Consider the following 15,573-nt stretch of genomic DNA (forward strand, 5'->3'; position numbering starts at 1 on the left):
CTTTACGGCACGTTTATTATGCTTGGATTTGCTTGATCAGTTCACTAATTCCTTGGCTAAGCGGTGTAAGGGGGCGTTTCAACAGCTTCTCAAAATCGCTGCTTACGACATCCAAGGCTCCTTCACGAATCGCTTGTTGAATACCAACCACAATAGGGATTGCTCCTTCTGGGACTCCCGCACCGAGCATAACCTCGGCATACGTAGCATCATCCACCTGCTGGACAGGAACGTTTTTGCCCAGAACCTCAGCAAGTACCGCTGCAAACTCTTCTTGGGTAATCGGCTTACCGGAGAGCTCGTATATTGTATTCTCATGTCCTTCACCAGACAAAACATTTGCAGCTGCTTGCGCATAATCTGCGCGGGTAGCCCAACCTACTTTACCGGACCCTGCCGAGGTTAGCCAAGGAGCACCCGCGAGTACGGATCGGATCGTGCCTGCCTCATTCTCCAGATACCAATTATTACGCAAGAAGGAATAAGGAATACCTGACTCGCGAATGAACTCCTCCGTGATGCGATGTACGGGCGCAAGAAATAGAGTGCTGTCAGCGGCATTGGCAGCGCTAGTATAAGCGATGAAGCCTACTCCAGCACGCACAGCAGCATCAACAGCCGCTTTATGCTGACGAATTCTAGTATCATTATCCCCGTCTGCGGATATAATCAGCAGTCGATCTACTCCAGCAAACGCTTGATCCAGCGTCTCCGGTTTATCAAAATCACCGTGACGAACGTCAACGCCACGAGACCGTAAGTTCTCTGCTTTTTCTGGATTTCTTACGCTAACAATAAGATCGTTTGCGGAGACAGATGTAAGCAACGTATCTACCACGATGGAACCCAGTTGCCCTGTTGCTCCTGTTAATGCGATTTTCATATGAAATCCTCCATTCAGATTTTATTTACTTTTATATAGTAACTAAAAATATAACACATGTCTATTCTAGAGTCTAAAGGTCTGCTTTGCGGGTAAGAGTGGGTAACCCAAACTTTCCCCTAGAGAAAGGAACATGTATATGAAGAAAGCTATGATCATTGTAAATCCCTCTTCCGGCAAAGAGGAATCCCTCCAACATGTCAGAAACGTAGAAGAAACTCTACGTGATCAAGGATACGTTGTTACGGTTAAAGAGACAGAGAAGGAACTGGACGCCACCCGTTTTTGCGTTAATGCGTGTGAGGAAGCTTGTGACCTAGTCGTTTCCATCGGTGGAGATGGCACACTTCACGAAACCATCAACGGTTTCATGGATCAAGACCACCGTCCAAGACTGGGGATTATCCCCCTTGGGACAGTCAATGATTTTGCCCGTGCCTTGCAAATTCCGCTAAGTCCCGAGCTGGCGATCCGTACACTGACTTCTGCCCGCGTGAAAAACGTAGATATGGGCCTCTTAAACGGCCGAATGTTTGCCAATGTTGTTGCCACAGGTTCGCTTGCTGAATCGCTATCAGCTGTATCGTCAGACGATAAATCCATGTTTGGCACATTTGCCTACTTCAAAGAAGGCATGAAAGAGCTTATCAGCCATCCAGCCCACTCACTGACCGTCCGCTATGATGACAAGACCTGGGAAGGTGAATCCCCACTCTTTCTGGCCACGTTAACCAATTCAGTTGGCGGATTCGAGAAACTGGCACCCGATGCGACTGTTGACGATGGTCTGCTTCACTGCTTTATTTTTAAAAACCTCAACATATTGAACACCGTGACGGCCAGCATATCCTTATTTTTAGGCAACCTGAAGGATCATAGTGATATCGTTTACTTTACTGCAAAGCATGTAAGTGTCAGCTCCGCAGAACCGGTCAGTACGAATGTAGATGGTGAGGAAGGGCCGTCTTTGCCTATCGAGCTTGGTATTTTACCGCGTCATATCGAGGTAATTGTGCCGGAAGAGGTCTAGGTCATGCGGTCCTGATCCTCAAGCTTGAGGATCATACTCGCTCAATTTCCCCTCGTAGACCAAATGGAACCGATCACTTTGCCGAAAATCGTCTGGTGTAACAAGAGCGGGTAGCTTGTTCCATATTTTTATGCCGGATCGCTGTAAAATTTCCGCGACGAATTGCGAACAAAAATAAGAATTGCTGAACTCGACTGGTTCTTTGAGTGCAATACCAATCAAACCCAGTAAGTTATACATATATTTTTGACGACTTCGGATAAATACATGTAAAACTCGCTTCATTTTTTCAACTTCACGGTCGGTTACTTGAAGCTCGTAGATAACACATGTTGTATTCGGAAATCTGCTGTATGTACCTGTCTTAATATCCTCTTTCACGAAACCACCATCCAGAGGGTTATTAGGGGTCTTTCTGCCGAAGCTGTATAACTCCGAAAGTTCCCGGTTGAAGGAAATGGAGGCGTGATTATATGGCGCTCTCGTATAGCTTTTAATGACTCTCGTAAGAAACGTTCCCGTATTCGTAAGCAAGATAAAGACGGATTGATCTGCTACCATTTACGAAATTTCCCCTTATCAAGTTGGAATTATTCCTTCATAATAACATAGGAACCCTAATGGAACCCTATTTCGCGATAAGTTGGTGAGTGGTAATGGACAGTTCGATATTAACGTTAATCCTTATTTTTACAGCCTTATTGGTCATCCATCTGATTTACATAGTAGTAGTCAAAACACAGCCAGATAAAGACTATGCAGCGATTGGGCTTCGTATCAAGACATGGTGGGGTATGTTCTTTATCTTTTGCTTGGCAACTCTTTTCAATCCGATCGTTTCACTGCTTTCCCTGATGGCACTCACCTTTTTTGCGCTAAAAGAATACTTTTCCATGATTAGATCCAGAAAAGCTGATCGCAGATTGTTTCTATGGGCGTACTTGGCGATTCCCGTACAATTTTATTGGATTTATATCGGGTGGTACGGAATGTTTATTGTCTTTATCCCTATCTATGTATTCTTGCTGCTACCGCTCCCGCGATTGATCAATAAAGGAACGGTTGGTTTTTTGCGCAGTGTCAGCTCGACCCAGTGGGGACTCATGCTAATGGTTTTCGGGTTGAGTCATCTGGCCTATTTTCAGTTTGCTACGCCGCAATACGGAGCGAAACTTGTACTTTTTCTAGTGGTACTGACGCAGCTCAATGATGTCGTACACTATCTAGCATCACTCTATTTCGGAAAACGGAAAATCGTCCCGACATCCAATCCCAATATAACTTGGGAAGGCTTTGCATTCGCTTTTCCCGTAACTATAGCGGCTTCCTATTTCATCTATCCTTACCTGACGCCGTTTGACCTGAAATTTGGAATTATTTTCGGCATGCTGATCAGCTTGAGCGGTTTCTTTGGCAGCTTAACGGTTTCCGTGCTGAAGCGGGATTTATTAATCGGCGATGATGACAAGTTCGATGCTTTGAAAAAAAGCTACTTAAGTCGGGTGGATAGCTTGACCTACACCTCGCCCGTTTTTTTTCACGTGATCCGTTATTTTTTTGACTTTATGTAGCGATTACCTCCGCAATACTCCGCTTCTCATCGGTTTCATTTTGGTTAGCCGGGGTAAGTACTACCGTATCGTAAGCAGTCCTTATCCTAGAAAACGATCTTGAGGAGGCGTTAGAAATGGCAGAGCACAATCATGTTGTGAATAAGGAAGGCGAAGTGGCCTTGAACAAGGTAGATGACGTATTAAATCGGATAGACGACAGCAAAAAGGATGACATTCTGGGCAGCTTTGATTCATTCAAAAGTTATTTGAGCGACAAGATTGAAATGGCTCAAAAAATCGGTTTGAATGAAGAATTGATGGCAAAAGCAGCTGAGAAGATAGCTGGATATCTGGCAGCCAAAGAAGAACCGCGAAATCGCGAGGAGAAGCTCCTCCAGGAGCTGTGGAAAGCGGGGGACAAGGAGCAGCAGCATGCGCTTGCCCATATGCTAGTACGCGTGGCTCAAACCTCGTAAGAATACATGCTTTAGGAAACGTATCTTACTATAAAAAGAGGCTCCCTGCTATAGCTTCGGGAGCCTCTTTTTTAGATTTAAGTTCTTAGCGCATTGAATTAATGCACCTGATCCAGCAATTGATATGCTTCTTCCTTCGTAGTAACTGCCAGAAGCGCCTCTCTGAAATGATCGTCCATCAGCTTACGCGATAACATTTGCAGCACTTTCAGATGCGCATTTTCCTTGCTGTTGCGCGGTACGGCAATCATAAAGATCAGTTTTGCTTCACTTCCGTCTGCACTATTCCAGTCAACACCGCCTTGCTTGATGCCAAAGACCACGCTTGGCTTCAGGACAGCTTCCGATTTGCCATGAGGAATGGCAATATTCATTCCAATGCCTGTTGATCCTTCTTCCTCTCTGGCTAATATCGCCTGTTTGAAATCACTGGCAGAGCTTACAGCTCCAGTTCTCTCAAGTGCTCCGATCATTTCATCAACCACAGCATCTCGTGTCGTTCCTTCCAGATCCAAATTAATCAGATCCATCGTTACAATATCCGTCAGTTTCTCAATGTGAATGCCTTGCGAAGACACGGCTGGCCCGTTACTTGTGACAGTTGTTGAAACTGATGACTCCGCAACGGCCGTTGTAGTAATCGCAGATTGTCCAGCTCCTGTGGTAGAATGTCCAGGCATCGCTTCCCCAGCAGCATCCGGAGTTACAGTTGCTGCAATATCTTTTTTCAGCAGGCTCACCAGGATAACCGACACGGCTGCGCCAACGATAACGGCGATGAAGAACATAAACACATGGTCCACTGCACCAAGCACAGCTACAATCGGTCCACCATGAGCTACCTTGTCACCTACATTCCCCAACATCGCAATGACTGAACCGACCATGGATCCTACCATGATACTAGGAATAACACGCAGTGGATCTTGCGCCGCGAATGGAATCGCACCTTCGGTAATCCCGAACAACCCCATCGTGAATGTTGCCTTCCCGGCCTCGCGTTCCGCAGGTGCAAATTTACGTTTGTTGAGCATCGCTGCAAGTCCCATCCCAATCGGCGGAATACAAATCGCAACGGCGATTGGCCCCATAATTTCATAATTCCCTTCGCCGATCATGGCCGAACCGAATAAGAAAGCAACTTTGTTCACAGGGCCGCCCATATCAAAGGAGATCATCGCACCTAGAATCAATGCCAGTAGAATTGAGCTTGTACCTTGCATACCTGCAAGCCAACCCGTTAAAGCTTCAAACAATTGTGCGACTGGAGCACCAATCACAAAGACAAAGATTAATCCAACAATTAAAGATGCCAATACAGGGATAATAATAATAGGCATGATCGGCTGTAATGCTCGGCCAACTTTAATTTTCCGAATCCCAAGTGCAACATAACCCGCCAGGAAACCAGCGATAATGCCGCCGATAAATCCAGCCCCCGCCTCACTTCCATAAAAACTGCCGTTCGCAGCAATGAATCCGCCAACCATACCCGGTGCAAGCCCCGGTCTATCTGCAATGCTCATCGCGATGAATCCAGCGAGGATCGGTATCATAAAGGTAAACGAAGCCGAACCGATATTCTGAACCGTCTTCCAGAATGAACCGTCCGGTATAACCAGACCGCCTGGTGTCTTCTCACCGCCAATTGTCAACGCAATGGCAATGAGCAATCCCCCAATGACGATGAAGGGTACCATATAGGACACACCGTTCATCAGGTGGCGGTAGATGGGATTTTGCTTCGGTTTGTTCTCCTGTGAGCTACCTTCGGCAGAACGTGACTCTGCTTGGTACACAGGTACATTACCCTTCATCACCCGCTGGATCAATTCTTCCGGACGGCGAATGCCATCCTGTACGCCAACGACCAGCAGTTTCTTACCGACGAAGCGGTCTTTAACCACCGTTTTATCCGCTGCAATAATAATGCCATCTGCCTCACGGATCTCCTGCTCGGTCAGTTGATTTTCGACTCCAATGGAGCCTTGTGTCTCGACCTTCATCTCGATGCCCAGCTTTGCTGCTGCCTTTTGCAGATTCTCAGCTGCCATATACGTATGTGCAATTCCGTTAGGACATGAGGTAATCGCCAATATCTTCATAGTCATTCCCCTTCTCTCTGATGTTTCCGCTTACATTGATAGTATAAACGCCTATCCTGCTATTATCGGGTGAACTTTTTACCGGAACTTTCGGAAAAACGGAATTATACCGACAAAAAACAGGACTTATCTATAAGTCCTGCTCCAGAGCACAGCTTTTTGATTTTAGTTTATCCCTTCATTCTCCCTAATAATCTCATCGCATCGGTCTCCTTAGATAAGGCATGAACTAAAGCAGGTTGCTCACTGATCAGGGACAATTCCTTGAATAACTGGCGCATCTCTTCCCGCCCATCCTGTTTAACCGCAAGCAAGAACACAAGCTCTACTTTCTCGGTCCCCCAGGTAAGCGGCTGCTTCAAGGTAGCGATTACAATAGAGGACTGCCTTATCCACTCAGAACCGCCATGCGGGATGGCTATGCCTCCCCCAATCGTCGTAGCCGACATTTTTTCTCGCGCCAGTACGCTGTCCACATAACCGGGCTCCACATATCCTTTGTCCTCCAGTATTTGCGCCAGCTTGGAGATCAATTGTTCCGGATGCTGCACTTCCTGCTGGGGAAAGACCAAAAAAGGTGTTGTATATTTAAAAAATACAGATTCGTCTGCCGCCCTATGTTCCGGCTCATCCAGTCGTCGGATCACTTGCTCCAATCGACGCTCGTCCTTGGCATCCAGCAAGGGAGAGACGAGAATGTGCGGAATGTTCATCTCTGGGAGATCTACAGTGGTAATGACGAGATCCACCTCCTGAGCTGCCAGATAGTCCTGGACTTCCGCTTTGGAAAGGGTTGTCTCCACATGTACAGCCGGAAATTTACGTTCCACCTTGGTGCGCAGCAGTTGGGACATACCAATGCCCATGTGACACACGATGATGGCTCTCTGGGGATGACTCTCTTTCTGGTGCAATCGCTCCACAGAAGCCTGAAAATGCAGCGTTAAATACGCCGCTTCCTCCTCGGGGAAGGATAGCCGGATCCATTTCCCCACCTCTTCCAGCGTAATAATAACTCGGTCGAACATGTAGGGGTACATCTTCTTGATCTCGGCCAGCATAGGATTGGACACGGTCAACCCATATTGAAGACGGTTCAGGGTCGTATATAAATGGACATTCAATCCTTTCAGCAACATTTTGTCCTTGGAAAAGGCAATCATATTCAGCTCGGACATCCGCCGGACTAACTGCTCAATCAACTCAGGCAAAAGCGGGTGGCTATCTGCCAGCTCACCTTGTTTTCCTGTTATTTCCTCCTGCTGGTAACGGAACTTCCCGCTAAGCAGGTGCAGAGTTAAATACGCTGTCTCTTCCTTGGAAAAAGGCACGGCAAACAACTTTTGCAATTGCTGCAAAAAAGACTTAGCCCATGTAAATTCGCGTCTCTCCTGCAAAAAGGCAATATCCTGCTTGGAGAGGGAAATGGGTTGTCCCATCTTGGTTCGTTTGACCATTAAGAGGATATGCAGCATTAGAGCTTCGAAAGCTTCGTCAGTAAAGCTGAGCTCATGGCGTTTTTGCAATGCTTTTAATTCATGATTTATGGTTGTAATCTCGTGCGATTCAAACTGTTTGCGCATCAACTGTCCTGTTAACTCAGGACTGTCAATCAGCTGGTTCATCCGCGCCAAAGCGATGCGCTTATTTTTCTCAGAGCCTTGAATGGTTAAGCCTACGCGCTGCTTGGTAATTAAGGCCAGATTAAAGCTGTGCAGCCAACCATCAATCTTCTCCATATCTCTACGAATTACCGTCTTGTTCACATAATACTGTGAAGCTAGATCCTGGATGGTCACAGGCTTGGCATTCATCAAGAGTCGATAGGCGAGATGCAGTACCCTTTCCTCATCCGACTCATGTTGGGCTGTACTCTCGTCCGCATACAGTCGATGGAACAATTCATTCTGATCCGCTTCACCCATCTCCAGATAAATGCCGCGTCCCGGCCTTCTCACCAGATTGGCATCAGAATGCTTGACGATATAATCTTCAATTACTTTCAGATCGTTGCGGATCGTCTTTTCAGAGCAGTCGGTCAGATCTGCCAAATCCTGCGCTAACCACAACCGGTCTGGTTCAGTTAACAACATGCGTAAAATTTCCATTTGCCTTTTATTCATTCCATTCTCCCATCTTCCAAGTTAAAGAATGTCCAGGGCATTTCGAGCTATATTTTTGCTGGTTTTGTGTTGACTTTAAGTATACTCCAAGTAGTACATTTAAAGCATGGTGGCCGCCAAATTTAAGAATAATGAAAAGAGGAATCACTCATGACTATTGGGAAAACAGTTCTTATTACTGGGGCCAACAAAGGCATCGGGTATGAAACAGCCAGGCAATTGGGCGGTATGGGTTTTACAATCCTGGTTGGCTCACGGAATGAGCAGAGCGGCCGGGAAGCGGTGGCTAAGTTGGCTAATGAGGGAGTAAAAGCCCGATTGATTTTGTTAGACGTTACGAATCACAGTACGATTGATTCCGCAGTCCAACAGATCAAACAAGAATTCGGTTCCCTTGATGTACTCATCAACAATGCCGGCATATCTTTGGGAGGAGCCACTCCTCCAAGTCAGTTTTCTTTGGACGATTTAAGAGAAACGTATGAAACAAACTTTTTCGGTTTGGTCGCCGTAACGCAAGCCATGCTGCCTTTATTGCAAGAATCTCCATGCGGTAGAATCGTTAACTTGTCGAGTGGCCTTGGTTCATTAACCTATAATAGCGATCCTGAACATGAGCATACCCAATTTAATTTGCTTGCCTACAATAGCAGCAAAGCAGCGGTTAATATGTTCACCGTCACCCTTGCCAAGGAACTCCAAGACTCACCTCTCAAAGTTAATTCGGCTGATCCTGGCTTTACCGCCACTGACTTAAATGGCTTTACAGGACCGGGTTCTGTACAACAAGCTGCTGCTGTCGTTGTTCGTTTAGCCACTTTAAATAATGACGGGCCGTCAGGAGGGTTTTTCGACGCGAATGGAGAAGTTCCTTGGTAATCGTTACAATTAAGGAGTGGGATACTTTGCAGGAAATTCCGGAGACCATAACCTCTATTAGTCAAGCTGCAGAACTAACAGGTTTAACAGAGGATACCATACGCTACTATGAGCGAATTGGCTTGCTGCCCTATGCAGAACGAAGGGCTAACGGACACAGGTTCTACAGTAGAGATCAGATTCTGGGGATTATCTTTCTAACCCGATTAAAAGCCACTGGAATGACCATAGAGGAAATGAAGCATTATCGAGAACTTTCGATGCAAGGCAACAGCACCATTCCGATTAGACACTCCTTACTTGAAAAACATAATCAGAAGATTCAACAAGAAATCTCCAGACTGATGGAGACCCAAAAAATTATTGAATATAAGCTCAGCCATTATCGCGACCTCTCTACCAATCCTGATCTTAGCGACACGAATTGTAACCCTACAACACCCAGCACCAATCCCCTTTTTTAAGGTTTTTTTATTGCTTTATCCAAAAAGAAGGTCGATCATGTTGTACAATGATCAACCTTCTTCCTACCCATGCTCCCCCGCTTGATTCACCTCATCTATCATTTCTGAGAACGATTGATATACTCTGATTTGACCAATGCGCACATGTAAAGATCATCATATTTGCCGGACGTAAATTCATATTGGGAGAGGAGCCCTTCCTGCCGAAAGCCTGCTTTTTCGAGCAAACGCAAGGATTGTGCATTCTCTGGCTCTACTAGCGCCTGAATGCGGTTCAATGAGAGGGTATTAAACCCATAGTCGATTACAGCTGCAAGTACCTCCAACATTAACCCTTGGCCCCAATAGTCTCTGGACAATTCATAGCCCATTTCTGCCCGGTGATGACGTTGGTCCCAGTTATGAAACCCGCAAGAACCGATGATTTTACCTTCATTCGTTTGAAGAGCCCAGCGTATTCCCTGATCTGTCTCAAAAATCCGATCATACCAACTGATCTCATCCAGTACATCCTGTTCAGACTCAAACGGGCTCAGTCCATAAAACTTCATAACCTGCTCATCTGAAAAGTATTCCAACATGTCCTTGCTGTCCGTCGCTACCATTTTTCGTAATACGAGACGTTCGGTCGTTATAACCGGAAACTCACCTTTCACATTCTCACCTCTTGCTGCCTTGTTCGCTTCTGCCAGCTCTTCTTGCATACCCATACCTCCCGAGTCTATCGTTACTTTCTTCTTCCAATTATAGAGTAAATGAGAGGAAGGGATATTTATAATAATTTCTTTGTTTATAGAATGTTTTCCTAAACATGGATTGTAAAATGACCGTTAATATAAGGAGTGTGTTTTTAATTATTAAGAAGAGGTGTATTTTTTGGACGAACAGCACGTACCACACAACCCGCAGGAATCTTCAAGACAGATGTACATTCGACATGGTCAAAATTATGGGGTAGATCCAAACAGGATGGCGGCGTTATCAAAAACATACGGGAACTCTACTCTGTTTAGACGGTGGGGAGCAACGGTTTTTGATTGCATATTTTTTTATCTTGGGTATATTTGTTTCTTTATTTCTGTCATTCAAATAACGGATAGATGGTTTTGGCCTTTAGCGATTGCATCCCGTTGTATTCTGCTTATTGCTTTCTTCAGCTATTATTTGCTTTTGGAAGGTTACACAGGCTATACGCTGGGTAAGTTCGTCTTTCGTATTAAGGTGGTTAACGGGGAAGGTAAGCCTCCTGGTTTTCTTAAATCACTCATTCGTACGCTGCTCAGGCTAATCGATACCAATCCGTTGCTAATGGGTGGGATACCTGCTGGTATCAGCGTGTTAGTAACTGCATCCAGACAACGAATTGGTGATTTAGCTGCAGGTACATATGTTGTAAAGGTACGGGATTTAGAGCCGATTAGCAAAAAGACAATGAAACGTTCGCTGTTTATATTTTTTACCGCCATGGTGATCTTGGGAGCCTCGTTTGTAAATGCTATTTTTATACTGGCAAATAGTTACGTGCCTCCTGAAGCTCCAGTGAGCAAGAAAGAGCAAAGCTATGTGAGTAAAGATGGACAATTTCAAATCACAGCCCCACTGGACTGGTCAACAGATCCGGACCGTGAAGGAAAAGCAGAGATTGCGATAATTAATCCGTACATTCAAAAGTCCGTTGTGGTACTATCCCACTCGAAAAAGCAATTGGGCAATATAACTCTCCAACAGTATGGTAAGAAAGCTGAAAATAACTTAACCAAAGAGTGGAACCTGTCCAGTGTAGGACCTGTCTCTAATACAACCATTCATGGATATCCTGCCCTTGAGTTCGCGATTAAAGGTAAAAAAGATGTGGATAAATATATCACCCATGTAGCGATTATTGAGACCGAGAAGAATTACTACCAGGTGCTAGGATATGCCCCAGCGTCTAAAGACGGCCGTTTAAAGAAAGAACTGCACGACATTATCTATAGCTTCCGCGAGGTTCGTCATTAGTCAGCGTGGCTGGCAATAAAAAGGATAGACACAAAAAGCAGGTGCTCCTTAGAGCCCTGTTTTTTTGCGTACAACGATTCTTCACATCTATGATAAAATGGACTGACATGCTCGGCGACCTGCCTTATCATATTGTTCAGATGCACAATAAATTGGAAGCCCTTTCATAAAGGTAGTACATTAAGGTACACTATATCACGATAGATAAAGGAGGAATCCGGATTTGTTTCAGCTCTCCGAAAAACAAGCCCAAGACATCGTAGACAAAATGATGAAGGATATTCCATACAATATCAATATTATGAATGAACGAGGCATCATCATTGGCAGCGGCGAGAGTGAACGAATCGGAACCATTCACCAAGGAGCTGTTCAGGCGCTCGAAACCGGGAAAATGATTGAAGTGTGGCAGGACGGCCACTATGAGAAAAAGGGAACCAACGAACCGATTGTCATTCATCATGAGTTAGTTGGTGTCATTGGTATTTCAGGCAATCCCGATGAAGTGCGTCCTTTTTGCAATATTGTTAAAACTACAGTATCTCTCCTGATCGAACAGCGCATCTCATTGGAGCATCTGGCCTATGAAGCCAATCGCAAAAAATCTGTGCTGGAAATGTTATTGAATCACCAGGGAGCCTACACGCAAAAAATAAAAAAAGAAGCAGCTCAATATCACATTGATTTGCTTCTAAAAACTTCGGCTGTATATGTAAAGTATCTGCCTGCTGATCCAGCTCATTTAGCCGAGTTGTCCAATATATTCATGCAGCATCCATCCTTTCGTATGGAGGAAGATTGTTATCTCGTCCTAATACAAAATCAGGAACCGACAGACAAACTGCTAGAGCCACTTGTGCGCAGCCATCCCGATGTGCTGATTACGGTCAGCAGACAAGAGCACAACATTGCGGATGTTTATATGCAAGCCAAGTCAGCTATGAATGTTTTACTGGCTTTGCGCCCGCCTGTGCAAAAAATTTCTTTTGCGGAAGTCGAATTTCTGGTCAAATTGAGTCAAACGAACCTGACGAACACGATCTATCTGGTGAGCAAGCTGGAGGATACCGTGGATTTGCTGGATACGCTGCGAAGCTTTATTAACCATAACGGCAGTGTCTCCTTTACGGCAGATGAATTAAACATTCACCGAAATACGCTGCAATACCGCCTGAAGCGCATCCATACCTTAACTGGTAAAGATCCCCGGAATCTCCTTCAGCTTTTTGAGCTTACGCACGGCTTATTGGCACTGTATCAATGAACAGCTGTTTCACGCCCCTGACCATACGCCAGAAATATCATGTATCCGCTCGCCGCACTCCCAATTTCTCAGTCAATCCGGCTTTAGCTAAGCTCGGGATTACAGGCGAGCGCTCGTATTATTCGGTTCATTTCTCGCTGAATTGAAGTACTCTTGCGATATTCTCGCACGTACGCTCTACGTTCTGCGGCCCTTCGGCCAGCAGCTTACCGAGCTCCGAGGCTCCCGGTACGATGCCGAACACCGCATCTATTCCTTCCTTGTACAACGTGTCGATCCCTTCCCCGATATAACCTGCAACCGCAATAACCTTTTTGCCAGACTGTTTGGCCGCCTGAGCTACTCCATAAGGAGTTTTACCGAATTTAGTCTGAAAATCAATACCGCCTTCCCCCGTCAAAACGATATCGGCCGTGGCAAGCTTTTGTTTTAAACCGGTGTATTCAATCACAATTTCAATGCCTTTTTGCAGCGCTGCTTGAGTGAAAATCAATAAGCCCGCACCCAATCCACCTGCTGCGCCTGCACCTGGGAGGTCGCGCACGTCCTTGCCCAGCTGCTGCTTCACCACATCGGCGTAATGGGCAAGATTGGCATCCAATTGCTGCGCCATCTCCGGGGTTGCCCCTTTTTGCGGCCCGAATACTTGAGAGGCCCCATGCTCTCCGCACAGCGGATTTGTCACATCACAGGCTACAATCAGTTGTACCTGCTGCAAGCGGTCATCCAGTGATGAAATATCAACACTGGCCAGCTCACCCAGACTACCGCCACCGCGCGGAAGAGTATTGCCTGTTGCATCCAGAAATCTGGCGCCCAGTGCTTCCGCCATGCCTGTACCGCCATCATTCGTCGCGCTTCCGCCAATGCCGATGATAATTTTTCGAATTCCCTGGTTCAGACATTCACGGATTAACTCCCCTGTACCGTAGGTGGTTGTCTTTAACGGGTTCTTGTTATCCTTGTTAACCAGATGGATTCCACTGGCGGATGCCATCTCGATTGCCGCTGTGGTGCCGTCTCCCAGCAAGCCGTATGCAGCAGTTATAGGTTCCCCAAGCGGTCCTGTCACCTCGATATAACGAATCTGCCCGCCTGTCGCATCCACCAGTGACTGCACCGTTCCTTCACCGCCGTCCGCCATCGGTACGTGGACGTAATTCGCTGCTGGATAGACCTTGCGCAGTCCTTTCTCCATCGCGATACACACTTCTTTAGCCGTCATGCTTTCTTTAAAAGAATCTGGTGCCAGCACAAATGTTTTCTCTCTCATCTTCTCACCCCATTGTAATTATTAAAGTAAAAATCCATACATGAGTGTCGCTACAATTGCCATCGTCCCACCCACAATAGCTTCGTAAGGAATCAATCCCATCCGTTGTTTAATGCTCATTTTCATGCTGTCTGCCGTGACGTGAAAATAGTTGCCCTGCGGCAAGGAATCAATGACTGTAGCTCCTGTATGCACCATCACAGCTGCGGCGAGCGGGGCCGTTCCCATGTTCAGAATGGCTTCCCCAAACGAGCCTGTCGCCAAAATAACTCCCGTCGAGGTGGACGCCGTGGCAGCTGCCATCAGAATACCTGCAAGCGGTGCCAAAAATGTACCGGAAACTCCCGAAGCTTCAATCAGGCCAACCACCTGTGCAGACAAGTTGGAGGCAGAGATCAGACCGGCAATCCCGCCTGCACCGATCAAAATCAGCACAGTCGCTGTCATTTTATTTAAACCGGAGGCCGAATACTTCAGGATATTGCGCCCTTGTCCCATGGCCAGCATACCCACAATCCCGGCGATCGGCAAAATGTACATCGCATCCACCTTGAAACTCGAAAGTGCTTCAATGCCGGAGATGGAACCAATCGGGTTAATCATCAGCAAAATAACAGCTACCAGCGGGGCTACAATCGCCCGTCCCAACGCCGGGTATTTCGATGTATCGACATCACTGTCCATAATATCCTGGTCGGACACCTTCACACCTTTGGTTTTCAACATAGATGCCACCAAAACAGTCATGATTAAACCGCATATCGCAGGAACCACGCCCGCCAACATCACGTGGCTTAAATCCAGATTAAATCCGCGCGCCGCCGCAATCGTATTAGGATTGGGAGAGATGATGTTCCCCGCTTTTCCGCCTCCAGACAAAGCCAACAGGAGCGCCAGCTTGGAAATCCCCATTTTGTTACCGACCGACAATGCAATAGGTGCCACAATCAGCACGGCAACGGGAATAAATACACCTACCGCCGTAATAATCATCGTCGCTAAGGCTAGTGCGAGTATCGCTTTACTACCGCCAAATTTCTTTACAATAGCCTGCGCAATCGTCTCCGCCGCCCCGGATTCCATCATTACGCCTGCCAATACACCTGCGGCAAGCACACGAATGACCGTCCCCATCACACTTTGCGTACCACTTATTAACACGCTGATTGTCTGCTCCAGATTGGCTCCGCCCAATAAAGCGCCTACAATAGCTCCCAAAAATAAAGCGTAAACCGGATTCAGCTTTCTTAATATCAGAATAATTGCAATAGCTAGCCCTGCCAGAGCTCCTATCCAACTGATCGTCAATCCTTCCATCTGTCTAACCCCCCGGGCAATTTTTGATTACGCTTTCATTATATCGATTGCCGCACGTTAAAAATATTGAAGAACAGACGAAATTGATTGTGCATTTGCACAAAAAATCCGAACTTCAATTGGAACCTATGGATGAAATCAGTAGTTACAAAACAAATTTAATGAATACGCTTGCAAATTTAAAATTTCAGATTATAATACCTGTATA

14 protein-coding genes are annotated in these 15,573 nt (G+C 46.1%); 7 read left to right on the forward strand and 7 right to left on the reverse strand.

The features are described 5' to 3' along the window. Window positions 1-16: 16 nt before the first annotated feature. Window positions 17-883, reverse strand: coding sequence for an SDR family oxidoreductase (locus tag MKY35_RS25730; protein WP_342445193.1), 867 nt, complete (start codon window positions 881-883; stop codon window positions 17-19). Window positions 884-1,022: 139 nt separating this feature from the next. Here MKY35_RS25730 and MKY35_RS25735 point away from each other — a divergent pair, with 139 nt between their 5' ends. Further along, window positions 1,023-1,913: a YegS/Rv2252/BmrU family lipid kinase gene (locus MKY35_RS25735; RefSeq protein WP_342445194.1), complete on the forward strand. Its 891-nt coding sequence runs from the start codon at window positions 1,023-1,025 to the stop codon at window positions 1,911-1,913. Between the two features lie 18 nt (window positions 1,914-1,931). Here the strand turns inward: MKY35_RS25735 and MKY35_RS25740 are convergent, their stop codons facing one another. Continuing rightward, entirely contained in the window at window positions 1,932-2,474 is a 543-nt protein-coding gene (locus MKY35_RS25740; RefSeq protein ID WP_076292845.1) for a hypothetical protein, read from the reverse strand. A 95-nt stretch (window positions 2,475-2,569) separates the two neighbouring features. Between MKY35_RS25740 and MKY35_RS25745 the strand changes: the two genes are divergently transcribed. After that, a complete protein-coding gene (locus tag MKY35_RS25745; RefSeq protein ID WP_322251657.1) occupies window positions 2,570-3,484 on the forward strand; it encodes a phosphatidate cytidylyltransferase in 915 nt (304 codons plus the stop codon). 116 nt (window positions 3,485-3,600) lie between these two features. Further along, window positions 3,601-3,942 (forward strand): DUF3243 domain-containing protein, encoded by a 342-nt coding sequence (locus MKY35_RS25750; RefSeq protein WP_342445195.1) that lies wholly within the window; start codon window positions 3,601-3,603, stop codon window positions 3,940-3,942. A gap of 98 nt (window positions 3,943-4,040) precedes the next feature. Here MKY35_RS25750 and MKY35_RS25755 read toward each other — a convergent pair whose 3' ends face one another. Then, window positions 4,041-6,047, reverse strand: a complete 2,007-nt coding sequence (locus tag MKY35_RS25755) for a PTS fructose transporter subunit IIABC (RefSeq protein WP_342445196.1) — start codon at window positions 6,045-6,047, stop codon at window positions 4,041-4,043. Between the two features lie 170 nt (window positions 6,048-6,217). Further along, complete coding sequence (locus tag MKY35_RS25760) at window positions 6,218-8,170, reverse strand: BglG family transcription antiterminator (RefSeq protein WP_342445197.1); 1,953 nt, start codon at window positions 8,168-8,170, stop codon at window positions 6,218-6,220. 150 nt (window positions 8,171-8,320) lie between these two features. Here MKY35_RS25760 and MKY35_RS25765 point away from each other — a divergent pair, with 150 nt between their 5' ends. Together MKY35_RS25765 and MKY35_RS25770 are read left to right on the forward strand one after the other, a co-directional pair. Beyond that, a complete protein-coding gene (locus MKY35_RS25765; protein WP_342445198.1) occupies window positions 8,321-9,049 on the forward strand; it encodes an SDR family oxidoreductase in 729 nt (242 codons plus the stop codon). Continuing rightward, window positions 9,043-9,513, forward strand: coding sequence for a MerR family transcriptional regulator (locus MKY35_RS25770; RefSeq protein WP_238437914.1), 471 nt, complete (start codon window positions 9,043-9,045; stop codon window positions 9,511-9,513). The genes MKY35_RS25765 and MKY35_RS25770 overlap by 7 nt, the downstream gene beginning before the upstream one ends. A 98-nt stretch (window positions 9,514-9,611) precedes the next feature. On the opposite strand, the gene MKY35_RS25775 is transcribed toward MKY35_RS25770, so the two are convergent. After that, a complete protein-coding gene (locus MKY35_RS25775) occupies window positions 9,612-10,169 on the reverse strand; it encodes a GNAT family protein (protein ID WP_039272193.1) in 558 nt (185 codons plus the stop codon). 211 nt (window positions 10,170-10,380) lie between these two features. Between MKY35_RS25775 and MKY35_RS25780 the strand changes: the two genes are divergently transcribed. Together MKY35_RS25780 and MKY35_RS25785 are read left to right on the forward strand one after the other, a co-directional pair. Continuing rightward, window positions 10,381-11,511 (forward strand): RDD family protein, encoded by a 1,131-nt coding sequence (locus tag MKY35_RS25780; protein WP_342445199.1) that lies wholly within the window; start codon window positions 10,381-10,383, stop codon window positions 11,509-11,511. Window positions 11,512-11,734: 223 nt separating this feature from the next. Beyond that, window positions 11,735-12,775 (forward strand): sugar diacid recognition domain-containing protein, encoded by a 1,041-nt coding sequence (locus tag MKY35_RS25785; protein ID WP_029518873.1) that lies wholly within the window; start codon window positions 11,735-11,737, stop codon window positions 12,773-12,775. Window positions 12,776-12,902: 127 nt separating this feature from the next. On the opposite strand, the gene MKY35_RS25790 is transcribed toward MKY35_RS25785, so the two are convergent. Both MKY35_RS25790 and MKY35_RS25795 read right to left on the reverse strand, forming a co-directional pair. After that, the gene (locus MKY35_RS25790) at window positions 12,903-14,048 is read right to left on the reverse strand and encodes a glycerate kinase (protein ID WP_342445200.1); all 1,146 of its coding nucleotides are present in this window, start codon (window positions 14,046-14,048) and stop codon (window positions 12,903-12,905) included. A 21-nt stretch (window positions 14,049-14,069) separates the two neighbouring features. After that, window positions 14,070-15,365: an SLC13 family permease gene (locus MKY35_RS25795; protein WP_025719225.1), complete on the reverse strand. Its 1,296-nt coding sequence runs from the start codon at window positions 15,363-15,365 to the stop codon at window positions 14,070-14,072. Window positions 15,366-15,573 lie beyond the last annotated feature (208 nt).

The organism is Paenibacillus sp. FSL L8-0638, assembly GCF_038593075.1.
GTDB classification, from domain to species: Bacteria; Bacillota; Bacilli; order Paenibacillales; family Paenibacillaceae; genus Paenibacillus; species Paenibacillus polymyxa_D.

What these genes read in the sequence shown, in the direction of transcription:
- MKY35_RS25730 (WP_342445193.1), bottom strand. Translation starts at nt 883, where the DNA reads ATGAAAATCGCATTAACAGGAGCAACAGGGCAACTGGGTTCCATCGTG.
- MKY35_RS25735 (WP_342445194.1), top strand. Translation starts at nt 1,023, where the DNA reads ATGAAGAAAGCTATGATCATTGTAAATCCCTCTTCCGGCAAAGAGGAA.
- MKY35_RS25740 (WP_076292845.1), bottom strand. Translation starts at nt 2,474, where the DNA reads ATGGTAGCAGATCAATCCGTCTTTATCTTGCTTACGAATACGGGAACG.
- MKY35_RS25745 (WP_322251657.1), top strand. Translation starts at nt 2,570, where the DNA reads ATGGACAGTTCGATATTAACGTTAATCCTTATTTTTACAGCCTTATTG.
- MKY35_RS25750 (WP_342445195.1), top strand. Translation starts at nt 3,601, where the DNA reads ATGGCAGAGCACAATCATGTTGTGAATAAGGAAGGCGAAGTGGCCTTG.
- MKY35_RS25755 (WP_342445196.1), bottom strand. Translation starts at nt 6,047, where the DNA reads ATGAAGATATTGGCGATTACCTCATGTCCTAACGGAATTGCACATACG.
- MKY35_RS25760 (WP_342445197.1), bottom strand. Translation starts at nt 8,170, where the DNA reads ATGAATAAAAGGCAAATGGAAATTTTACGCATGTTGTTAACTGAACCA.
- MKY35_RS25765 (WP_342445198.1), top strand. Translation starts at nt 8,321, where the DNA reads ATGACTATTGGGAAAACAGTTCTTATTACTGGGGCCAACAAAGGCATC.
- MKY35_RS25790 (WP_342445200.1), bottom strand. Translation starts at nt 14,048, where the DNA reads ATGAGAGAGAAAACATTTGTGCTGGCACCAGATTCTTTTAAAGAAAGC.
- MKY35_RS25795 (WP_025719225.1), bottom strand. Translation starts at nt 15,365, where the DNA reads ATGGAAGGATTGACGATCAGTTGGATAGGAGCTCTGGCAGGGCTAGCT.